The organism is Ruegeria sp. E1 (assembly GCF_056534225.1).
Genome location: NZ_JBQFPE010000001.1, coordinates 297,339 through 319,250 on the forward strand (window position 1 = coordinate 297,339; position 21,912 = coordinate 319,250).

A 21,912-nucleotide genomic window follows, 5' to 3' on the forward strand; every position below is an offset into this window, starting at 1 on the left:
GTGCCGAGAATTTAGGCGGATTGGGAAAGGCCTTGCAGCAGCAGGTTCAGGGCATGGTCACGAGCCGCCCTGCGCACGTTGTCTCGGCCTTGCGCGCCGAATTCGACGGTTTCGGTGCGCGTCGGTTGCCCATCGGCAGCGAGGCCAAAGCAGACGCGCCCCTCGGGTTTGAATTCAGACCCGCCAGGGCCTGCGATGCCAGTGACCGAAACCGCCAGTTGCGCCTGAGAGTTGCGCAACGCGCCCTCGGCCATTTCCTGCGCGATCTGTTCCGACACCGCGCCATAGGCGTCCAGCGTTTCGGCCCGTACGTCCAGCATCTGTTGTTTGGCGGTATTGGTGTAGGTGACAAACCCACGTTCGACCACGGCGGAACTGCCGGGGATGTCTGTCAGAGCGGCAGCGACCATGCCGCCGGTGCAGCTTTCGGCTGTTGCGATCATCACGCCCTGCGCTTTGGCGTGGTCCAGCAGGTTGGCGACGCTCACAGACCCATTACTCCATGTGCAATTCCAGCAAGGATCACGACGCCGATAGCCGCAAAAAGGCCCGCGATTACATCGTCCAGCATGACGCCCATAGGGTCGCCCAGCCGGTCGGCCCAGCCAATGGGTCCGAGCTTGGTGATGTCGAACAGGCGGAACAGCAGAAATCCAGCGATCCAGCCGGGCCAGAGGGCGGTAATCGCGATCCCATGCGCCCATGCGGGGTACGAGATGGCCCAAATGGCGATGAACTGGCCCGCGACCTCGTCGATGACAATCTCGGACGGGTCGTGGTTGTCCGTGCCTTCGGTCATGACCCGGGTGGCCCAGAGACCGCCGAAGAAGGCCGCGACGGTGGCGATGACCAGCAGGGGAAAGCCCCCGATCAGGTGCAGGATATAAGCCAGCGGCAGCGCAGCCAGTGATCCCCAAGTGCCGGGGGCAGGACGCAGATAGCCTACGCCGCAGACGGTGCCGATCAGCCGCGCGGCGGTCATGATTTCACCAGACAGGCTGTCGCCAACGAGGCGATGCCCTCGCTGCGGCCGGTAAAGCCCAGCCGTTCGGACGTGGTCGCCTTGACCGAGACCTGAGCGGCATCCAACCCCATGATCCCAGCCATCTCTTCCTGCATGGCGTGCGCGTGGGGGCCGATCTTGGGGAATTCGCAAACCAGAGTGCAGTCGACATTCGAGACGCGATAGCCCATCTGTCCGGCCAGTTCGACCGCGTGGCGCAGGAAGATCCGGCTGTCGGCCCCTTTCCATTGCGGGTCCGAGGGCGGGAAATGCTGCCCGATATCGCCTTGCGCCAGCGCGCCGTAGATGGCGTCGGTGACGGCATGCATTCCGACATCCGCATCCGAATGGCCTTGCAGCCCGCGATCATGCGGGATTTTGACGCCGCAAAGGATCACGTGATCCCCATCGCCAAAGCGGTGTACGTCATATCCGTTGCCCAACCTTACATCCATATGTGTTCCCAATATCCGTTCCGCCCGGGCAAAATCCTCGGGGCGTGTGATTTTGATGTTGTCGGCATCGCCGGGGACGATGGCCACCTGCAATCCGGCCGCACGGGCGACTTCCACGTCATCCGCAGAGCCGCCCGGGTGGGCGTCATGCGCCGCAACGATTGCATCGTATTGAAAACCCTGCGGTGTCTGTGCTGCGAACAGGCCCGCGCGATCCTGAACGCCGGTGACAAACGCTCCGGATCCGGTCCAGAGCGCGTCGGTGACCGGTAGCCCCGGTGCTGCGGCGTCGTTTGTGGTCAGTGCCGACAGAACATCCGTGATTATCCGGGGGCTAACGCAGGGGCGGGCAACATCATGAATGAGGACATGCGCAACGCCTTTGCCCTGCAGTGCTTGCAAGCCGTTTCGGACCGATCCTGCTCGATCCGCGCCGCCGCGGATTAGGATGAGGCCCGTATCCGTGAACTCATCCCAAGCAAAGTTGTCATCTGAGGACAGAACCAGCACCACATGATCCACCAGCCCCCGAAAGCGATCAATCGTCCAGTCCGCCACCCGGCGTCCTGCCAGTGTGCGCCACTGTTTCGGCACGCCACCGCCCGCGCGTTGGCCGCGACCTGCAGCGACGATTATGGCGGCGGTGAGCATATGCGTTCGATCCTCTGATGGTGTTGCGTGTTTAGGGTGCGGTGAAAGCAGAGGCAATCACCTGCGGTTATGTGCCTAATAATTAGGCGAATGATGATTTCTCAGGCTTGTTGGTCGTGAAATATTTGTTCATATGCTGCGATTTCGATATCAAATCCGCAATTGCTCAAGGATTAAGCACGTTGACTCTGCGTCTTGCTGTCAAAGACATGACCCCTCCGGTGTTGCTGGCACCGATGGCTGGAATCACCGACCGGCCTTTTCGCGATCTTGTCCTGCGCTTTGGCGCGGGGATGGTGGTTAGCGAAATGGTTGCCAGTCAGGAAATGGTGCAGGCCAAGCCCGGTGTCCGCGAAAGGGCCGAGCTATCGGCGGATGTGGCAAACACCGCCGTGCAACTGGCTGGGCGTGAGGCGCATTGGATGGCCGAAGCCGCGCGTCAGGTCGCGGATCGCGGTGCGCGGGTGATCGACATCAACATGGGGTGCCCGGCCAAGAAGGTGACGAACGGCTATTCCGGCTCGGCCCTGTTGAAAACACCGGATCATGCGCTGACTCTGATCGAAGCGGTGGTGAGCGCGGTGGATGTTCCGGTCACGCTGAAAACCCGGTTGGGGTGGGACGATAATCTGTTGAATGCCCCCGACGTGGCGCGCCGTGCGCAGGATGCCGGGATTCAGATGGTCACGATCCATGGTCGGACCCGGTGCCAGTTCTACAAGGGCCGCGCAGACTGGCGCGCGATCCGGGCGGTTCGGGATGCGGTTTCGATCCCGGTGATCGCCAATGGCGATATTGTGGATAGCAATGCGGCGCGCAATGCGCTGGATCAGTCCGGTGCTGATGGCGTCATGATTGGTCGTGGGGCACAGGGCAAGCCCTGGCTTCTGGCGCAGGTGTGCCACGACCTGTTTGGCGCGCAGGCGCCCGAAATTCCGCAGGGCGCGGATCTGATCGACATGGTGCGGGCGCATTATCAGGCGATGCTGGGGTTTTACGGCACGGATCTTGGTTTGCGCGTCGCACGTAAACATCTGGGCTGGTACATGGATGAGGCTGGAACGCCAGCCCAATTGCGGCGCGCGGTTCTGACCGCGCGAGATACCGATGAGGTGCTGCGCCTGTTGGGCGATGCTTTGTCTCCGGGGCACGAGGTGGCGGCATGACTTCGGATCAAAGCATCTGGGCCTCGCTTCCGGTTCCGGCGTTCATCATCGATGCCGAAGACCGGATTACGGATGTCAACTCGGCAGGCGAGGGGTTCCTGAACGCCTCGCGCAAGTCGGTGCTGAGCCATCCGGTCTGGGATCAGCTGGCGGTTGATGCGCCGCTGGAAGAGGCGTTTCTGCGGGCCCGCCAACAGGGTACGCCCTTGTTCGTCAATGATGTGGATGTAGGATCGGGCAGCCGCGCGCCGCTGCAATGCGCCTTGCAGATCGCGCCGTTGATGGGGCATCCCGGGTCGATGATCATGATCATCTCACCCCGCGAACTGGCGGGGCGGATGACCCGGGGAAACACCGTCAAATCAGCGGCGCAATCGGCCATCGGCATGGCCGAGATGCTGGCGCATGAAATCAAGAACCCGCTGGCAGGGATTACAGGCGCAGCGCAGTTGTTGAGTATGAACATCCCGGCGCAAGACCTTGAACTAACAGACCTTATTGTTGCCGAAAGTCGACGGATCGTGAAGCTTTTGGAGCAGGTCGAGCAATTCGGGAATCTGTCGGAACCTGATTTCAAGCCGGTCAACATTCACGATGTTCTGGACCGCGCGCGCCGGTCGGCCTTGCTGGGGTTCGGGGCGCATATGACCATTATCGAGGAATACGACCCGTCTCTGCCCTTGGCCTATGGCGATCCGGATCAGTTTCTACAGGTGGTCCTGAACCTGCTGAAAAACGCGTCCGAGGCGGCAGTTGGCGACGGAACGATCCGGCTGCGCACGTATTTCGAACATTCCTTCCGCCTGCGCCGCAGCGATGGATCGGGTCATTCGCTGCCGCTGCAAGTGGAAATCATCGACGACGGCCCGGGCCTGCCCGAGAAAATCCGCAGCGATATTTTCGACCCGTTTGTATCGGGCCGCGAGAACGGCACCGGGTTGGGGCTGGCGCTGGTCAGCAAAATCATATCCGACCACGATGGTTGGATTACGGCGGATTCGGTGCCCGGACGCACCGTATTCCGCCTGTCGCTGCGCCGCGCCCCGCGTGAAGACATGAGCAAGGAGAGCACCTGATGGATGGCACAGTTCTGGTTGCCGACGACGACCGCACGATCCGCACAGTTCTTACACAGGCGCTGACCCGTGCCGGGTGCAAGGTGCACGCAACCTCGTCCCTGACCACGCTGATGCGGTGGGTTGGCGAAGGGAAGGGCGACGTTGTGATCTCGGATGTGGTTATGCCGGATGGCAACGGGCTGGAAATGCTGCCCAAAATCGCGCAGGACAGGCCGGGTTTGCCGGTGATCGTGATTTCGGCGCAGAACACCATCATGACGGCCATTCAGGCGGCCGAAGCGGACGCCTATGACTATCTGCCGAAGCCCTTCGATCTGCCGGATCTGATGAAGCGCACCGCACGCGCGCTGGACAAGAAGCAGCGCGCGCAACCCGAGACACCTGGCCAAAGCAGCGAACGGCCGGATGAGTTGCCTCTGGTCGGGCGCACGCCTGCTATGCAAGCGCTCTACCGTCTTGTGGCACGGGTGATGAACACGGACCTGCCGGTGATGATTTCCGGTGAAAGTGGTACGGGTAAGTCGCTGATTGCGCGGGCTATTCATGATTTCTCGGACCGGCGCACATTGCCCTTTGTCACTGCGACAGCGGCGGACCTGAGCGATTTGGAAGGCCCCGCTCGGGTGATGGCACGTGTCCGGGGCGGGACGCTGCTGATCGACGAAATCTCGGACATCGGTGATGAGATTCAGGCGCGTATCGTGCGGATGATGGACACGCCGGGGGATCATGTGCCCCGGTTCATGGCCACCAGCCAGACGGATCTAACCGAAGCGATGGAAAGTGGGCGGGTGCGGCAGGATCTGTACTATCGCCTGTCCGGCGCAACGGTGCAGGTACCGGCCCTGCGTGAAAGGGTTGATGATATCACCCTTCTGGCCGATCATTTTCTGTCACGCGAGGAATTTGACGGCGGCAACAAACGCTGGCTCAGCCCCGAGGCGGTCGAACTGGTGCGGCGCTATTCCTGGCCCGGCAATGTGCGCCAGTTGGAGAACGCGATCCGCCGTCTGAGCCTGACCAGCCGCGCTGACGAAATTTCGAAACACGAGGTTGAGACGGCGTTGGGCTCGCAGCCCGAGGCCGAGCCGGTTCTGGGCGGTGGTGAGCGGGAAAAGCTGTCGTCTTCTGTCGAACGCCATCTGCGGCGGTACTTCGACTTGCATGGGAACATCCTGCCGCCTCCGGGCCTGTATCAGCGCATCCTGCGCGAGATGGAGGCCCCTTTGATCGAGATCGCGCTCGAAGCAACCGGCGGCAATCAGGCAAAATGTGCTGATTTGTTAGGGATTAACCGGAATACACTGCGGAAAAAGATTACCGATCTCGATATTCAGGTGACACGTCGTCGCAAACTGATGTAATATCGCCACACAAACCGTGGCATCCGGGTTCGTCCCGGCCAACGACCACGACATATGGCGGTAAGCCGCGCAGGCGGCACATCAGAATGAGGGCAGACGGTGGCAACCCGGGCACAGAACCGGCCGATCCTATCGATCAATCGGTGGCGCAAGTCACGGAGATTGCGCAATATTGGCAGTCTTGGGTTGGTGGTTTTGGGCCCCGTCCTGACGCTGGCAACCTATCTGGTCATTGGCCCCTTTGATCTGGGCGCAACGGCGCCGACGCTGAGACTGATTCTGCTTGCCGATTTGGTCTATGTGCTTGTCGTGGCCGCGCTGGTGCTAAGCCAGGTGGGCAGCCTGATCGCTGCGCGGCGGGCCAAATCTGCGGGTTCGCGCCTGCACCTGCGCCTGATCGGCGCTTTCACGCTGTTGGCGCTGGTTCCGACCGTGACCGTGGCGATCTTTGCTGGACTGACGGTGAATATCGGTCTCGAAGGCTGGTTTTCGGATAGGGTCCGGCAGGTTGTCGGATCATCTCTGACCGCAGCCGAAGCCTATGAGTTGGAACACCGGCAAGGTCTGACGCAGGATGCCTCGGTTCTGGCGCGGTTTCTGGATACTGCGCGGGCACGGGACTTTTACATCTCGGACGCTGAACTGCGAGAGGTTCTGGCGCAAGGCCAGGCGCAGATTCAGCGTGGCCTGCGCGAAGCGTATGTGATCGACGGCAGCGGCGAAATCCGCTCGCGCGGGGACCGGTCCTATCTGTTTGATTACGAACAACCTACGCCCGAACAGATTATCCAGGCCAATGACACTGGCATGGCGATCATCGACGATTGGGACAATAGCGAGTTTCGTGCGCTGGTTCCGTTGCAGGCCTACGCAGATCGGTATCTGTACGTCAGCCGCGAGGTTGATGGGCAGTTGCTGACCTTGTTAGACGACACCAAGGAAACCGCGCAGTTCTATCGTCAGCTGGAAAGCGAGCGTGGCCGGGTTCTGTTTGAATTTGGCCTTTTGTATCTGGGCTTTGCGGTGATCCTGATCCTTGCGGCCATGTCGCTGGGCATGTGGTTTGCCGAACGCCTGTCTCGCCCGGTCGGGCGGTTGACCACCGCCGCGCAGCGCGTTGGCGCGGGCGACCTGAGCGTTCAGGTCATCGAAGAGGCCAGCGATGACGAGATCGCCATGCTGGGCCGGTATTTCAATCAGATGACGCGGCAGTTGAAAGGCCAGCGCGATACGCTGTTGGAAAACACCCGCCAGATCGAAAGGCGCAGACGTCTGTTTGACTCGGTCCTCAGTTCGGTCACATCCGGCGTTGTCGGGGTCGACCCCGAGGGCTGCGTGACTTTCGTGAACCGCTCGGCCGAGCGTTTGCTGGACTGGTCGAGGGGTGAAGAGCATCTGGCCATCGGTATCGCCGTGCCCGAATTCCTGCCGCTATTCGAAAGTCTGATCGATAGCGGGCAAGAAGCTGTTCAGGGCGAGATCAAAGTGACGCGCAAGGGCAGGGCTGAAAACCTGCTGGTGCGCATGGCGACCCGACGCGGCGAGGATGGCGGGCTTGAAGGCTATGTGGTGGCTTTTGACGATGTCACCGATCTGGTCAGTGCACAGCGCATGGCGGCCTGGGGCGATGTCGCGCGGCGCATCGCTCATGAGATCAAGAACCCTTTAACCCCGATCCAGCTGAGCGCCGAGCGGATCAAACGCAAATTCTCGCGCAAACTGGATGAGGAGGAGTGCAGCAGTCTGGAATCGATGACCGATGTGATCGTGCGGCAGACCAATGATCTGAGACGCATCGTCGACGAGTTCTCGAAATTTGCGCGGATGCCGGAACCGGAGCGACGAGAAGAGAATATCGTCGAACTGGTGCGCGAGGCGGTTCTGCTGCAGCGCGCGGGCCAGCCGGAAGTACAGATCGACGCTGATTTGCCCGATGAACCGGTGCTGCGGGATGTGGATTCGACCATGCTGAATCAGGCGTTGACAAACCTGATTAAGAACGCGGGCGAAGCCATTGGAACACTGAAAGAAAAAGGTGCGCCGGACAATCTGAAGCCGCAGATCAAGGTGCAGGTTTCAACTGACGATGCGGGAACGCTGATTACCATTGCAGACAATGGCATCGGGCTGCCTGAAGACCGTGCGCGATTGTTCGAACCTTATGTAACCACCCGCGACGAGGGCACGGGCCTTGGCCTGCCCATCGTCAAGAAGATCATCGAAGAACATGGCGGAGCGCTGACTTTGGAGGATGCGCCCGTCTTTGACGGACAGGACCATTTTGGCGCAATGGCTGTCATTCGTCTTCCCGGGGCATCAGGCGCCCCGACCGCAGCGCCGAAACAGGCGACCAAAACCAACATAGTGAAAGCAGGCTAAAGATGAGCGATATTCTGATCGTAGACGACGAACGCGATATTCGCGAACTGGTGTCCGACATTCTTGAGGACGAAGGCTATTCCACCCGGCTGGCAGGCAATTCAGACGATTGCATGGCCGCCATCAACTCGGAACCCCCGGGGCTGCTGATCCTGGATATTTGGCTGAAAGACAGCCGCATGGATGGGATCGATATCCTCAAGGCGGTCAAGCGCGACAATCCGGATGTGCCGGTGGTAATCATTTCAGGCCACGGGAACATCGAAATCGCCGTGGCTGCGATCAAACAGGGCGCTTATGACTTTATCGAAAAGCCCTTTAATATAGATCAGTTGATGGTGGTGATCCGCCGCGCGATGGAAACTTCGCGCCTGCGCCGTGAAAACGCCTCGCTCAAGCGGAAAGAGGTCAGCAATTCCGATATGATCGGAAAATCGGCGGCGTTCCGTGCGATGCAGTCCCATCTGGACAAAGTGACCAAATCGAACGGGCGCGTCATGCTGAGTGGTCCGGCCGGATCAGGCAAGGAAATCGCCGCACGGTACATCCATGCGCATTCGAACCGCGCCAATGCGCCCTTCGTGACTGTGAATTGCGCAGGGGTTGAGCCTGAGCGGATGGAAGAAGTTCTGTTCGGACGCGAAACGTCCGAGCGCGGTGTTGAATCCGGGTTGCTGGAAGAAGCCCATGGCGGTGTGATCTATTTCGACGAAGTGGCCGATATGCCGCTGGGCACGCAATCCAAGATTCTGCGTGTTCTGGTGGATCAGCAATTCCAGCGCGTCGGAGGCACAGACAAGGTGCGGGTCGATTTGCGGGTGATCTCGTCCACCAATCGCGATCTGGAAGACGAAATCGCGGCGGATCGGTTCCGTGAAGAACTCTATCACCGCCTGAACGTCGTCCCGATTGCGGTGCCCTCGTTGGAAGAGCGGCGCGAGGATATCCCGGTTCTGGCGCAACATTTCATCGAAATGTGCAATGAGACCCAAGGGTTGCCAGTGCGTGAACTGTCGGATGAGGCCGTGGCCCTGTTGCAGACCATGACCTGGCCGGGCAATGTGCGACAGCTCAAAAACCTGGTTGAGCGTGTGCTGATCCTTGGCGACGGCACAGGGCCTGTCGAGGCGCGCGAGTTGCCGAACGACGAAGAAAAGTCCGACGAATCCGGTCGCGTTGTTTTGTCGGGCGCTCTGGCGACTTTGCCGCTGCGCGAAGCGCGCGAGGCGTTCGAGCGGGAGTACCTGCTGACCCAGATCAATCGTTTCGGCGGCAACATCAGCCGCACCGCCAGCTTTGTCGGCATGGAGCGCAGTGCGCTGCATCGCAAGCTGAAATCTCTGGGCGTGGTCACATCCAACAAATCCGGCGCGCGTGTCGCGCAGATTGATGAACCAGAACCGGCGGAATGATCCGCCGCGCTCTGGACTGAACGCGCGCGGCTTTCCGGCATTCGGCAGACGTCTGAAACATTTGCGCCGGTCTGTCGGGCTGAAGCAGGGTGCTCTGGCAGATATGCTAGAGGTGGATCAGGCGACTGTTTCACGATGGGAGAACGGGGTTCAAAACCCGCCAGCAAAAACGCAGCAGGCGGCGTTTGCTGTATTCGAGCCCACGCGCGCGGATGACGCGGCTCTGAAGAGACTGGTGGTGAATTCAACCGATTGCCTGCATCTGGTCGAGGAAGCCAGCCACAGATGTCTGGCTTATTCTGTTAGTCGCGCTCGGGATTGGAAAACCAGCCAGCGCGCGCTGCTTGGCGTGTCGCTTTGGCAATTCGCTACGGATGAGATCCGAAACGCCGAGGCCGAACTGGATAGTGAAGGGTGGTGGGACGTTCACACGCCACACCCGAAGTCTTTTCTGACTTCTGAGGCGTTGCATGACAGAATTCGCATCAGCGCGGGTGAGATCGTTTGGGAACGTCTGTATCTGTCTGACGGAACGCCGGTCCGGCTGGTCAGTGGTACGCGGGGAGGGCGCGCATAATTTATGCGTTCCAGTGGTGGTCTCAGCCCGCTAGAACAGGCCTATGTCTCCATCACTTCGCGTTTTCTTTCAGGTGCTTTTACTGTGGGTCGCCGGGCTTGTTGCGGCGACACAGTTTGCCAAGATCGCCGTGCCCTTTGCCGAGGTCACGCTGCACTATCCCGATAATGCCGACGCGATCGGCTGGCTGCTGTCAATCATCAGCCTGATGGGCGCAGTGTTAGGGGCGTTGTCCGGGGCGCTTACCGGATGGATTGGCCCCTCGCGCTTGTTGATCTGGGGTCTGGTGCTGGGTGGATTCATATCGCTTTTTCAGGCAACTCTGCCTGGGTATCCTGTCATGCTGGCAAGTCGCCTGATCGAAGGATTTTCGCACCTTGCCATTGTCGTTTCGGCACCAACCTTGATCGCGCAGATCACCCAAGGAAGCGCGCGTAACGCAGCCATGGTGCTATGGAGTACCTTTTTCGGCGTTGCCTTTGCTCTGAACGCATGGATTGGTTTGAGTATTGTCAGCCAGTTCGGATTACCGGCTTATTTTTTGCTTCACGGCGTGCTGATGTTGTTGATCGCCATTTCAGTATTTTTCTGTCGCATTCAGGTCCAAACCGGCCACCACAGCCTGGGTTGGCGTGCCATTTTTGATGTGCACAAGCAGACCTATCGCTCGCCCTTTGTATCTGCGCCGGCAATCGGCTGGTTCTTTTATACGCTGACCTTTGTGTCTCTACTGGCCATTCTGCCCGGTCTATTGCCGCCGGAAATCAGCGCGACGGTGGCGGGATTGATGCCATTGGCAGGGATCGCTTTGTCCTGGTTGGCGGTTCCGTTTCTGCTGAACGTGATGTCCAGCGTGGCCGTGATAAATCTGGGCTTTGTTCTGGGTGTTACAGCGATTGTGGCGGGATTTCTGGGGCTGCCGTTGCCAGCGGTTTGTATTGCTTTGTTCGCTGTTCTGGGGCTGGTGCAGGGGGGCAGTTTCGCCGCCGTGCCGCAGTTGAATGAAACGGCGGATAGTCAGGCGTTGAGCTATGGAGCGATGGCTCAGATGGGCAATGCCGGAAACCTGCTTGGCACACCGGTTCTGTTAGCAGTGCTCTGGCAAACGGGCACTTCAGGAATGCTGGTTGCAGTAGTCGGGTTTTATATCGCAGCTATTGCCGCGCATATCTGGCTGGCGCGTCGGCGTGGCGCAGCCTAACCGGCCTGACCGGGCGTGATGATCTGAAACGATCCGTCTTTGAATTTCACAAAACAGGATTCGTTATTCAATGGCGGCAGCTTCGTGGTTTGCGCGGCCGGGACACGGGATTTAACACCCGATCTGCAGGGCGGCAGGCTAACCGGACGAAATCCTCTCTTCGCCATGCACTGCGCCTCGACATTGTTGCGCAGGCCTTTGTTCACATCGACTGTGTAGATGTTGCCCGGCTCCCACCAGCCGGGAGTGCGATAGCACCTGCCGCGACCGTCGCAATAGGACCGCCCCGGCCAATAGACTGGCGGGCTTTGACGTATCTGGTTATTCACCGGAACGTCATTGACAGCCTGAACACGGCATTCTGTCGTCTCGGACTGCATTCGCGCAACGCTTTCGCCTTCGCGATAGTAGAGCGACATTGGTCCGCAGGCGGACAATGCCATCATAGAAACAAGCAGGGGTATTACTGTTTTCATACACTTACATTGCCGTATTCACAGGCTCATGACAATTCAATTGACCGCTTTGGGGGCATCTGTCATTCAAAGAATTCAGGCAGAAGGGCCAGGAACATGAAGGTCATCATATGCGGCGCCGGTCAGGTTGGTTGGCAGATTGCGCGGCACCTTTCGGGCGAGTTGAACGATGTCACCGTGGTGGACAACAACCCTGATCTGGTACGACGCGCGACCGAGACGCTGGATGTTCAGGGCATCGCCGGTTTTGCCAGCTACCCGGATGTGCTGGAACGGGCAGGGGCGCGTGATGCGGATATGATCATCGCCGCGACCCACTCGGACGAGGTGAACATGGTCACCTGTCAGATGGCGCATTCGGTCTTCTCGATCCAGCGCAAGATCGCGCGTTTGCGATCTAAATCCTATCTGCAGGCCATCCACTCGGACCTATATCGCCGCGATCACCTGCCGATTGACGTGGTGATCAGCCCCGAGCGCGAGGTTGCCGCCGCAGCGATGCGCCGCTTGTCTGCGCCGTCTGCCTTTGACACCGAGGTGTTCATGGACGGAAAAGCGCAACTGTTGGGCATTCGCGTGGATGAGGACTGCCCGATTGTGAACACGCCGCTGCGACAGTTGACCGATTTGTTCTCGACGCTCAGTTCCATCGTCGTTGGGGTGCGTCGCGAGGGGTCACTGTTTGCGCCGGAATCCGAGGATCAGCTTTTTGTTGGTGACGAATGCTATGTGTTCACCAGCGTCAAGGATGTCGACCGCACCATGGAGGTGTTCGGCAAAGCGCAGCGCAAGCAGGACCGGATTGTTATCGTCGGTGGCGGAAATGTCGGCCTTGAGGTCGCCCGTGCCTTGGAAGAGCGCGAGAGCCGAGTCCGTGCTAAGGTAATCGAGCGCGACCGAAAATGTGCCGAAGTTGCAGCCGAGGCTTTGGAGCGCACGATTGTTCTGAATGGCGACGGCCTGGATTCGGCTCTGCTGAACGAGGCGGGGATTGACCGTGCCGACGCCATGCTTGCCGTGACCGATGATGATCGCACCAACATGCTGGCTGCGGTTCGGGCCAAGGGCGAAGGCTGTGCTTTGGCCATCGCACTGATCAACGATCCCAGCATGGTCGCCCTGATGGGGCCATTGGGCATTGACGCCTATATCAACCCGCGCGCCACCACGGTCAGTTCGATCCTGCGCCATATCCGCCATGGGCGCGTGCGACAGGTTTATTCCATCGGCGATGCAGAAGCCGAAGTGATCGAGGCCGAGGTTCTGTCAACCTCACCCATGGCCGGGCAAAAATTGCGCGACATCGATTTTCCCGAAGGTGTGCTGGTGGGGGCGGTCCGCAAGGGTGATGAACTGTTGCGCCCGACTGGCAGCCTGCGCATTGATGAGAAAGATGTGGTCGCCATCTTTGCCTTGGCCAAGGACGTGCCCGAGGTTGAACGCTTGATGCAGGTTTCGATCGACTTTTTCTGATGATCCGGGTGCGTGAACAAAAGCTTGGAGTTTGGCGGCGTCTGCCCCTGCTTTTGATGATTTGGGGCATCGCCTCGCTGGCGATGTGGATACCTGCGGTCTATGCGCTGGTTCTGAACGACCATGATACGTCGCGATCGTTTTTTTATTCCGGGCTGCTGGGTCTTTTTGTCGTCACGCTTATCGGGCTGGCACAGCTTAGCCGCAAATCACGCAGGGGTACGCTGGGGCAACTTGCGGTGTTGCTGGCCTCATTCACCATTCTGCCGCTGTTTCTTGCGGTACCCTTTCATGACGCGCTGGGGACGACCAGCTTTCTGAATGCCTATTTCGATATGGTCAGCGCCCTGACCACGACGGGCGCCGACTTGTTCCCCGATCCGTCACGACTGTCCGCTCCGTTGCATCTATGGCGTGCGTTTGTTGGATGGATGGGTGGTTTGCTCATGTGGATCGCAGCCGCCGCAATTCTTGCCCCTTTGTCCTTGGGTGGGTTCGAGGTCACGGCTCGCGGGCAGCCGGGACGGCCTGTCACGGGGGTGGCGCAAAGTGAAAAGATGGACCCGCGCGGTTTGCTTGTACGCGTGACCCGGACTCTGACGCCGGTATATGCGGGGCTGACGGGGGTCATTTGGATCTTGCTTCTGATCGCCGGAGAGCAGGGACTTACCGCCGTGTGCCACGCAATGTCGACCATGGCGACCTCGGGCATTTCGCCGGTTGGCGGGCTCGAAGGGGCAACGGCGGGCGTTACGGGTGAGGCTATTTTGTTTCTGTTCCTGTTCTTTGCCTTGTCGCGGCTGACATTTTCAACGGATACCGCAACTTCGGGCTATGCACGGTTGGACAAAGACCCCGAATTCAGGATTGGTTTAGTAATTGTTCTGGCCGTTGCAGCGTTGCTGTTCTTTCGTGTTTTGGCAGGCGTGGCTGAACTTGGGCTGCAGATCACCATTGGGCAGGCTTTGCATGTGATTTGGGGAATGCTGTTTACGGTGATGTCATTCTTGACCACCGCCGGATTTGAAAGTGCCAATTGGAACGATGCGCAACAATTGTCAGGGTTGGGCACACCCGGACTGATCCTGATGGGGCTGGCGCTGCTGGGAGGCGGAGTCGCAACTACCGCGGGCGGCGTCAAACTATTGCGGGTATTTGCGCTGTATCTCAACGGTAAGCGCGAGATTGACCGGCTGATCTATCCCTCATCCGTCAGTGGCGAAGGCGGCGGCAATCGGCGTATTCAAAGCGATGGTGCTTTCATCGCCTGGATCTTTTTCATGCTGTTTGCGCTGACTTTGGCTTTGTTCGATGTTCTGCTGGCCGCGATGGGGGTCGGGTTTGAACATGCCATGGTGCTCAGCGTTGCCGCTCTTAGCACCACTGGGCCTTTGATCGAACTCGCCACAGATACGCCGATCCGGTTGATTGACCTGTCAGATGGCGCGAAACTTACGCTTTGCGCAGCGATGGTGATTGGTCGTCTGGAAACGCTGGCGATTATCGCGTTGATTACCCCTTCACTGTGGCGTGATTGACCGGATCACGGCAACTTGGCGCTATTGCTTAATTTTTCGTCTGGAATATCTGTGCGCTCCCCTCCATACTCTGCCGGAGGGAGCGCGTTGGTCCGCAGCGCGTAGCAAGAACAATGGCGAGATTATAAAAATATGGCTTCGGACAGACAAAATCTTCAGGACGCGTTCCTGAACAATGTACGGAAAGCAAAAGTCCCGGTCACGATTTTCCTGATCAACGGCGTGAAATTGCAAGGTGTTATCACTTGGTTTGATAACTTTTGCGTATTGTTGCGCCGCGACGGACAGTCGCAGCTTGTCTACAAGCACGCGATTTCTACCATCATGCCGTCGCAATCGATCAACCTGTATGAGGGCGAAGACGCCTCTTGATGGAACATGAACGGACGCGCACCCGGGCTTGGGTGCTGCATCCCGAAATCAAATCAGATGAACAGCGCCGTGTCCCCGAACCGGCGCTGGCCGAGGCGGTTGCTCTGGCCGCTGCTTTGCCCGATCTCGACGTAGCCGGGTCCGAGGTCGTGCGCCTACCGCGCGCGCAAGCGGGACTATTGTTCGGCAGCGGCAAGATCGATGAACTGGGCGAACGGTTTCATGAGAATGAGATTGAGCTGGTCCTGATCGATGGCCCCGTAACTCCGGTCCAACAGCGCAATCTTGAGAAAGCGTGGAAGGTCAAGATCCTCGACCGGACCGGATTGATTTTGGAGATTTTCAGCGATCGTGCCCGCACGCGCGAAGGTGTGCTGCAGGTCGAGATGGCCGCGCTCAGCTATCAGCGCACGCGGCTTGTTCGCGCCTGGACCCACCTTGAACGCCAGCGGGGCGGCTTGGGTTTTGTCGGCGGTCCCGGTGAAACTCAGATCGAAGCCGACCGTCGTGCCATTGACGAACAACTGGTGCGTCTGCGGCGTCAGTTGCAAAAGGTGGTCAAGACCCGCACCTTGCATCGCGCGGCGCGGGCCAAGGTGCCGTATCCGATTGTTGCGCTTGTGGGCTACACCAACGCCGGTAAATCAACGCTGTTCAACAGCCTGACCGGGGCCGAAGTCATGGCCAAGGACATGCTGTTTGCCACTTTGGATCCGACCATGCGACGGGTGGAACTGCCTGATGGCCCCGAGGTGATCCTGTCGGACACGGTGGGTTTCATCTCGAACCTGCCAACTGAATTGGTTGCCGCGTTCCGGGCAACCCTCGAAGAAGTTCTGGGCGCAGACCTGATCGTGCATGTACGCGATATCAGCCATGAAGAAACCGAGGCGCAGGCACAGGATGTCGAAACCATCCTTGCCTCACTGGGTGTGGATGAGGATCGCCCCAGGCTTGAGGTCTGGAACAAGATTGACCTGCTAGGCTCTGATGATCGCGAGGCAACGATGGCCCGTGCAGACCGTGATCCGGCGATATTTGCCATCTCGGCGGTGACGGGCGAAGGTGTTGGTCCTTTGCTGGCGGAAATTGCTACGAAACTGCAAGGCGCACGGCACGAGACAAAACTGCATCTGAGTTTTGCCGAGGGTGACAAACGCGCCTGGTTGTTTCGTCAGGATGTCGTGCGATCCGAAGAACAGGACGAAGACGGGTTTCAGATCACCGTTCTTTGGACCGACAAACAGGCGGCGCAGTTCGCAGGGCTGTAACAGTCACGAACCATTGGTCTGTCGCTGATGGTCTTCGACATCGAACCAGTTCTGCGACGACTGAATCTTATGATCCGCGTCCAGTTCCCATTCTTCCCAGCCTCGGGTGACGACGCGATTGCCGGTTTCGGCGTGCTCACCTTCCAGGGTCCATACAAAGATAGTATGAGGGCCCGCCCATCGCATCATGTCGCATCTCAATTCGAGATCGGGAAAATCTTTGAACATATTTCGTGCAACTTGAGCGATAGCGTCTCGCCCTGCGGCAGGCTCGCCTCTGTTGATCGAAATCTGCCCATCGGTAGCAAAGAACGCGGCCACCGCATCGGGATCACCCGAGCTCCAGGCAATGGCATAGTCGCGCGCCAGATTGTTCAATACGTCGCGGACGCTGGCCATTTGAATACCCCCTTACGCTTATTGCGCGCACATTATGCCAAGCGGCGCGCGCTCGTCCACGTAGCGCAGAAAAAGGGGCGAGGAATTGCCGATTGGATCAGCGCGGATTCAATGTCGTAATGCCGACCGCTGCTGCACGGGCCAAGCCAATATCCAGCGACATCGGGATGTACTCTCCGCGGCGCCAAAGCTGCGCCTGATCGTCATAGTAGCGCGAGAGGAAGTGCCCGGATTGACCGGTTGCGGTGATAAAGACAGAGCTGTCGGGATCGGCAAAGTCATAGACGCCCCGATAGCCTGCACCATGCACGTTCTGAAACGGATCCGATCCGGTGCCCGAGGTCCGTCCACGCAACAAAGTGTTGTCCCCGCCGCTGGTCGATTGGCGGATGTTTACGAAGTACCGCAGCAGGGGCACCCGGCCCAGAGCGGGGTGATCGTGGGTCGCCTGATGCGCGTCGCCCCAACGCAGCGATTCCAGTGCGGTCCCATAGCGTTCGGAAATCCAGATGATCGCATCGTCCAGCGCCAGGCGCGCCATGTCGGTACAGGTCTCGACCGGGGCGCTTTGGTGTACGTCGCACCAGACCGAGGCACCGTCGATGTCGCGGTAAACACGTTCGATGAACAAGGGTTCGACATGTTTGAACTCGGCGGCCAATGGGCCAAGCTCATCCGAGATCAGGCGGATCTGCAATGCCCGTAGCCATGCCGCATAGATCAATGGCTCGGGCAGGTGTTCGTTCATCTCGCCGTTCCAGTTTGCCAGCAAATCCAGCGCGATCTGTCGTTGTCGTTCAGGTGTCCCTTCGGGCGCGGATTCGCCGGTAAACCACAGGTCGGCTCCGACCAGAGGCAACAGTGATCGGGCCGTAAAGCTGACTGTATCCAGCTGCGCCTCGATAAAGCTGTCGCGGGTGTGAACCTCGCGCGATTGCATCAATCGTTCCCAGCGATGCACGCGTTGCGTGTCACCCCATTCGTAGGACACATGCAGCGGGAAGGGGCGGTCGATCATCTTGTTGTTGGTGTTGCCCAGAACCCCTCCGATAGGAGCCACAAATTCGGGATTATCGGCGTAGGGCAAGCGGCCTTGCCACTGGTTTCGGGCCAGCCAGCCGGGGGTGGGAATACGTCCGCGGCTTTGGTTGTTCAGATCACGCTGTGGCATCGCGCCGATCAGCTTCATCCCAATTGTGTCCTTGTCGACCAGCGACAGGTTTTGTGAGGGCGCAATAAAATCTTCGGCCACCGTGATGGCCTGCCGCACGGTGTCCGCGTTCATCAGTGCCATCGACGCTGTCAACGAGGTATCCCGAGGGCTAAGTGCGCTCCAGGACAGGGACGCGACATGGCCGGGCGGTGTAATTGTTTCCAGATCGTAATGCGTTCCCGGCAGAACCGGGCCGTTATCTGTCCAGAGCAGGGTCAGTGTGATCGGCGATTCGTCTTTGATTTCGATAATCGAAGGGCGGCTCTGAAAGCGTTTGTACCCATTCGGCGTAAGGTATTCCTCGGGGTTGTCTGGGTTCAGTTGTTCCATATGAACGTCCTGATCATCCAGATATGACGATGTCAGACCCCAGCCCAGCCGATCGCTGCGCCCTGTCATCACGGCGGGAATGCCCGGTATTGTCGCCCCGATCACACCACCCTTGGCCAGCTCAAGCCGGGCCAGATACCAGACGCCGGGTGCGGTGAAGCCCAGATGTGGGTCGTTGGCCAAAAGCGTTCCACCACTGGCGGATCGCGACGGCGCGGCGGACCAGGCGTTTGATGCGCCTGCCAACCCGCGTTCGGGGAAGGGCGAAAGGGGGATGTCGGGAATGGCCGTGCCGGTGGCATAGCGCGGCAGGTTTGGAAACAGGGCTGCATACTCCGGCAGGGCTGCGATGCCGGGTCCGGGTACATCGGGCAGGATATCCACCAGTCGCGCGGGATCATCCAGCATCAGCGAGGTCCGGGCGCGCAGCACTTCATCTGCCAGATGGCCGGACAATTGCAGGCCCATCAGCTTGATCACCGCAAGGCTGTCGCCGGGCTGCCACGGGGGGACCGGAACGTCGAACAGAAACATCTCGGGGGCACCACGGCCCAGAGCCTTTTCATTGATTTCGTCCAGTCGGGCGTTGACACCCGCCGAATAGGCCCGCAGCGCGGCTTTGGTATAGTCATCCTGTACCTCGACCGAGCGGTGGGCGAGGCCATAGAGATCGAACCGGCGCAGCAGTTTGTCGATATGGACCGTGCGCTGACCAAAGATTTCCGACAACCGGCCCTGCGCGGTTCGGCGCAAAATAGTCATCTGCCAAAGCCGGTCCTGAGCGTGAGCATATCCAAGACCAAAGAACACGTCGGGATCATTTTGCGCCAGAATATGTGGCACATTCGCGGTATCGCGCACGATTTCGACAGGGGCGCTCAGCCCGTTTACCTCGACCGTCTGATCGTAGTCGGGCAGGGACTGGCTTGCCAGAAAATAAACTAGCCCGACCGCTGCTAAGGCCAGCAGGATCAGACCCGTCGCAATTCGTACAAGCCAGCGAAAAACCAGACCCATTCCTGCCCCACAATTCCAGCACTTATCGGTTGCGGCTGAGACTAATGGAACGCCGTCCGAACCGGAAGAGGATAGCCACGGTAAACTGTCCGAATGCGCGAAAACAATGAACCCCACCGCAGAAGGCGGCGGGGTTCGTCAGTGGGGGGCGTGGTATCCGAAATCAGGGGATGATGCGGGTGTATTTGGTGCCTTCGACTGTTGCACCAAACTTCAGCCCTGCCTGTCCGAAGACGGCGGCAAGCACGGGTTTGCGCAACTGGGTTGTGTCGGTCGAGATCGATTCACCGGTTGAATCGACAACATATCCAATATCAGCGCCTGCGGTCCAACCGCTGGAGCGACGGAAATCGTTCAACGCTTCTTCGGTCATGAAAAACAGCACATGCGCGTATTGTTGTGCGCCAATCTGAAGGCCTGCGCTGCCGGAAATGGCCGAGTAATAATCGACCGTCGCGCCCTGAATGCGCAACGCACCCTGACCGTAGGCACCGCCAAAGATGAACCCGGCCTCGGTGATCAACGGCATGACCAACATGCCGTTGGCCTTGTTGGCTATCTCGGCCGTGTTTGGATACTTGGCGTACATCTCGTTCAGCGTTGCATCAACGCGCGCATCAATCGTTGCTGCGTTGGAATTGCCGACACCGTTGCCACATGCGGCGGTTAGCGTCAGACCGGCCATGCCAAGCGCAAAGCCACGACGATTTAGTCGGGGAGAATTGGAACTGCTCATGTTTTTTCTCTGTATAACTGCCTGATTTGTCGGGTGTTCCCGATCTTATGTGCAAGAATACGCCGAATAGGCCGCTATGTCACGGGAAAGCTGACTGGGGCGTGATGTGCCAAATGAATCGGCGAAAATTCGCGTGACAGTCGAAGGCTATCCTTGCAGGGCTAACGCCACTTGGGGTGCGAAATAGGTCAGGACGCCGTCGCATCCTGCACGTTTGAATGCCATCAGGCTTTCCAGCATCACCTTTTCGCCGTCGATCCATCCGTTCTGGGCTGCGGCCTGTATCATCGCGTATTCGCCCGAGACCTGATAGGCATAGGTCGGTGCGCCAAACGTGTCTTTGACCCGTCGGCAGATGTCCAGATAGGGCATACCGGGCTTGATCATAACCATATCAGCCCCTTCGGTCAGATCGCGTTCGATCAGGCGCAAAGCTTCGTCCGAGTTGGCCGGATCCATCTGATAGGTCTTCTTGTCCCCGGTCAAAGCACCGGATGCCCCCACGGCATCGCGAAACGGGCCATAAAAAGCGCTTGCGTATTTTGCGGCATAGCTGAGGATCATGACGTTCTGATGCCCTGCGGCTTCAAGCGCCTGGCGCATCGCGCCGATACGACCGTCCATCATGTCGGATGGTCCGATGATGTCTGCGCCTGCCTCGGCCTGTGCCAGCGTCATTTTTACCAGTGCCTCGACCGTTTGGTCATTCACGATCTCGCCATCGACGACATAGCCGTCATGCCCGTTGATGTTATAGGGGTCCAGTGCCACGTCGGTCATGACGGCGATATCGGGCGCGGCGGCTTTGATCGCCCGAATAGCGCGGTTCGACAGGTTGTCCGGGCTCCAGGCTTCGGCACAATCCTCGGTTTTCAGTGACGTATCGGTATATGGAAAGATGCAGATTGCGGGAATTCCAAGCGCTTGAGCCTCAACCGCGGCTTTCGCGATCAGATCGACGGATCGGCGCACGACGCCGGGCATCGAAGGCACGGGCTCTTCCACGCCTTCACCTTCGCGTACAAATACTGGCCAGATCAGATCATCCGTGGTCAGCGTGTTTTCACGAACCAGCCCCCGGATCGCGTTTGATTGCCGCGCACGGCGGAACCGGGTCAAAGGATAGGGGGCAATAGTCGGTTTCATGGCGCGCTCTCCTTGAACAATTGCGCATTGGGTGGCATGAATTCGCCGTGGTCTCAAGGGTAACAATGGGCGCGTCGGTGCAAGGTTAGCCCCCAAGGACGATGAATAAAGGGCTGACGCTTGGACATTTACTCTTCGATTTTCGAACTCATCGACATGCGTAGCTTTTCGAATCTCTGGTTCTGGATCGCGCTAGCCGTTCTTTGGTCTTCGGTCAGTCACTGGTCGCTGGGCGTGCCGTATGACCTTGTGGTCCGTGCCCGTCGAACAGGTGGCCAGAACGAACGCGATCTTCTGGACATTACGCGCATCAACGTGAACCGGCTGCTGTACGTCATGGATGTTTCGGGGATCGTGATTCTTGCGTTAGGGTGCTTCTTCTTTACCGGTCTAGCGGTTTTGGGCTTTTACTATGGGGTTGAATTTGCGCAGGCGGTATTCCTGCTGCTTTTCCCGCTGTGCTTTGTGACCGGGATCAACATTACGGCAGCTCGCAAGTTGCGCCGGCATGAAGCAACGCTGGAGCTTGTCTCGAAAACCCTGACGCGGTGCCGGATTTACACGCAGATCATCGGGATGTTTTCGATACTGGTCACTTCGCTTTGGGGCATGTATCAGAACTTTTCCATCGGCGTTCTGGGTTGGTAAAATCGG

General features: G+C 58.9%; 20 protein-coding genes. 12 read left to right on the forward strand and 8 right to left on the reverse strand.

Annotation, left to right across the window (positions count from 1 at the left end; all coding sequences use genetic code 11):
* Positions 1-11: 11 nt before the first annotated feature.
* The 3 genes from ACR0FG_RS01525 to ACR0FG_RS01535 are packed head-to-tail and all read right to left on the reverse strand — an operon-like array spanning position 12 to position 2,109.
* Positions 12-488: a CinA family protein gene (locus ACR0FG_RS01525; RefSeq protein WP_480889358.1), complete on the reverse strand. Its 477-nt coding sequence runs from the start codon at positions 486-488 to the stop codon at positions 12-14.
* The gene (locus ACR0FG_RS01530; protein WP_170711766.1) at positions 485-982 is read right to left on the reverse strand and encodes a phosphatidylglycerophosphatase A family protein; all 498 of its coding nucleotides are present in this window, start codon (positions 980-982) and stop codon (positions 485-487) included. Before ACR0FG_RS01530 ends, ACR0FG_RS01525 begins: the two co-directional genes overlap by 4 nt.
* A complete protein-coding gene (locus ACR0FG_RS01535) occupies positions 979-2,109 on the reverse strand; it encodes a bifunctional 2-C-methyl-D-erythritol 4-phosphate cytidylyltransferase/2-C-methyl-D-erythritol 2,4-cyclodiphosphate synthase (protein WP_480889363.1) in 1,131 nt (376 codons plus the stop codon). Before ACR0FG_RS01535 ends, ACR0FG_RS01530 begins: the two co-directional genes overlap by 4 nt.
* Positions 2,110-2,318: 209 nt before the next feature.
* Here ACR0FG_RS01535 and dusB point away from each other — a divergent pair, with 209 nt between their 5' ends.
* The 7 genes from dusB (at position 2,319) to ACR0FG_RS01570 (ending at position 11,287) form a co-directional block, all read left to right on the forward strand.
* Positions 2,319-3,275: a tRNA dihydrouridine synthase DusB gene (gene dusB / locus ACR0FG_RS01540; RefSeq protein WP_480889555.1), complete on the forward strand. Its 957-nt coding sequence runs from the start codon at positions 2,319-2,321 to the stop codon at positions 3,273-3,275.
* The gene (locus tag ACR0FG_RS01545; RefSeq protein ID WP_170711771.1) at positions 3,272-4,351 is read left to right on the forward strand and encodes an ATP-binding protein; all 1,080 of its coding nucleotides are present in this window, start codon (positions 3,272-3,274) and stop codon (positions 4,349-4,351) included. Before dusB ends, ACR0FG_RS01545 begins: the two co-directional genes overlap by 4 nt.
* A complete protein-coding gene (locus ACR0FG_RS01550; RefSeq protein WP_480889366.1) occupies positions 4,351-5,718 on the forward strand; it encodes a response regulator in 1,368 nt (455 codons plus the stop codon). The genes ACR0FG_RS01545 and ACR0FG_RS01550 overlap by 1 nt, the downstream gene beginning before the upstream one ends.
* Before the next feature lie 99 nt (positions 5,719-5,817).
* Positions 5,818-8,097 (forward strand): sensor histidine kinase NtrY-like, encoded by a 2,280-nt coding sequence (locus ACR0FG_RS01555; protein ID WP_480889368.1) that lies wholly within the window; start codon positions 5,818-5,820, stop codon positions 8,095-8,097.
* Positions 8,098-8,099: 2 nt separating this feature from the next.
* Positions 8,100-9,509: a nitrogen assimilation response regulator NtrX gene (ntrX, locus tag ACR0FG_RS01560; protein WP_170711778.1), complete on the forward strand. Its 1,410-nt coding sequence runs from the start codon at positions 8,100-8,102 to the stop codon at positions 9,507-9,509.
* Positions 9,487-10,086 carry a helix-turn-helix transcriptional regulator gene (locus tag ACR0FG_RS01565; protein ID WP_480889371.1) on the forward strand — a complete coding sequence of 200 codons (600 nt, stop codon included), beginning with the start codon at positions 9,487-9,489 and terminating at the stop codon, positions 10,084-10,086. Before ntrX ends, ACR0FG_RS01565 begins: the two co-directional genes overlap by 23 nt.
* Positions 10,087-10,129: 43 nt before the next feature.
* Entirely contained in the window at positions 10,130-11,287 is a 1,158-nt protein-coding gene (locus tag ACR0FG_RS01570) for an MFS transporter (protein ID WP_480889373.1), read from the forward strand.
* On the opposite strand, the gene ACR0FG_RS01575 is transcribed toward ACR0FG_RS01570, so the two are convergent.
* A complete protein-coding gene (locus tag ACR0FG_RS01575) occupies positions 11,284-11,706 on the reverse strand; it encodes a hypothetical protein (RefSeq protein WP_480889374.1) in 423 nt (140 codons plus the stop codon). The genes ACR0FG_RS01570 and ACR0FG_RS01575 overlap by 4 nt on opposite strands.
* Positions 11,707-11,859: 153 nt before the next feature.
* On the opposite strand from ACR0FG_RS01575, the gene trkA reads away from it, so the two are divergent.
* The 4 genes from trkA (at position 11,860) to hflX (ending at position 16,417) form a co-directional block, all read left to right on the forward strand.
* Entirely contained in the window at positions 11,860-13,236 is a 1,377-nt protein-coding gene (gene trkA, locus ACR0FG_RS01580) for a Trk system potassium transporter TrkA (protein ID WP_480889376.1), read from the forward strand.
* Positions 13,236-14,774, forward strand: a complete 1,539-nt coding sequence (locus tag ACR0FG_RS01585) for a potassium transporter TrkG (protein ID WP_170711788.1) — start codon at positions 13,236-13,238, stop codon at positions 14,772-14,774. The genes trkA and ACR0FG_RS01585 overlap by 1 nt, the downstream gene beginning before the upstream one ends.
* 132 nt (positions 14,775-14,906) lie before the next feature.
* The gene (hfq, locus tag ACR0FG_RS01590) at positions 14,907-15,146 is read left to right on the forward strand and encodes an RNA chaperone Hfq (RefSeq protein WP_480889377.1); all 240 of its coding nucleotides are present in this window, start codon (positions 14,907-14,909) and stop codon (positions 15,144-15,146) included.
* Positions 15,146-16,417, forward strand: coding sequence for a GTPase HflX (gene hflX, locus ACR0FG_RS01595; RefSeq protein WP_170711790.1), 1,272 nt, complete (start codon positions 15,146-15,148; stop codon positions 16,415-16,417). The genes hfq and hflX overlap by 1 nt, the downstream gene beginning before the upstream one ends.
* A gap of 3 nt (positions 16,418-16,420) precedes the next feature.
* Here the strand turns inward: hflX and ACR0FG_RS01600 are convergent, their stop codons facing one another.
* The 4 genes from ACR0FG_RS01600 to hemB form a co-directional block, all read right to left on the reverse strand.
* The gene (locus ACR0FG_RS01600) at positions 16,421-16,816 is read right to left on the reverse strand and encodes an SgcJ/EcaC family oxidoreductase (RefSeq protein ID WP_480889379.1); all 396 of its coding nucleotides are present in this window, start codon (positions 16,814-16,816) and stop codon (positions 16,421-16,423) included.
* A 97-nt stretch (positions 16,817-16,913) separates the two neighbouring features.
* Positions 16,914-19,376, reverse strand: coding sequence for a penicillin acylase family protein (locus ACR0FG_RS01605; RefSeq protein WP_480889380.1), 2,463 nt, complete (start codon positions 19,374-19,376; stop codon positions 16,914-16,916).
* 163 nt (positions 19,377-19,539) lie between these two features.
* A complete protein-coding gene (locus ACR0FG_RS01610; RefSeq protein ID WP_170711796.1) occupies positions 19,540-20,112 on the reverse strand; it encodes a YSC84-related protein in 573 nt (190 codons plus the stop codon).
* A gap of 147 nt (positions 20,113-20,259) precedes the next feature.
* On the reverse strand, positions 20,260-21,258 hold the full coding sequence (gene hemB / locus ACR0FG_RS01615; protein WP_480889383.1) for a porphobilinogen synthase: 999 nt from the start codon (positions 21,256-21,258) through the stop codon (positions 20,260-20,262).
* Between the two features lie 120 nt (positions 21,259-21,378).
* Here hemB and ACR0FG_RS01620 point away from each other — a divergent pair, with 120 nt between their 5' ends.
* Entirely contained in the window at positions 21,379-21,906 is a 528-nt protein-coding gene (locus ACR0FG_RS01620; RefSeq protein ID WP_170711800.1) for a component of SufBCD complex, read from the forward strand.
* Positions 21,907-21,912 lie beyond the last annotated feature (6 nt).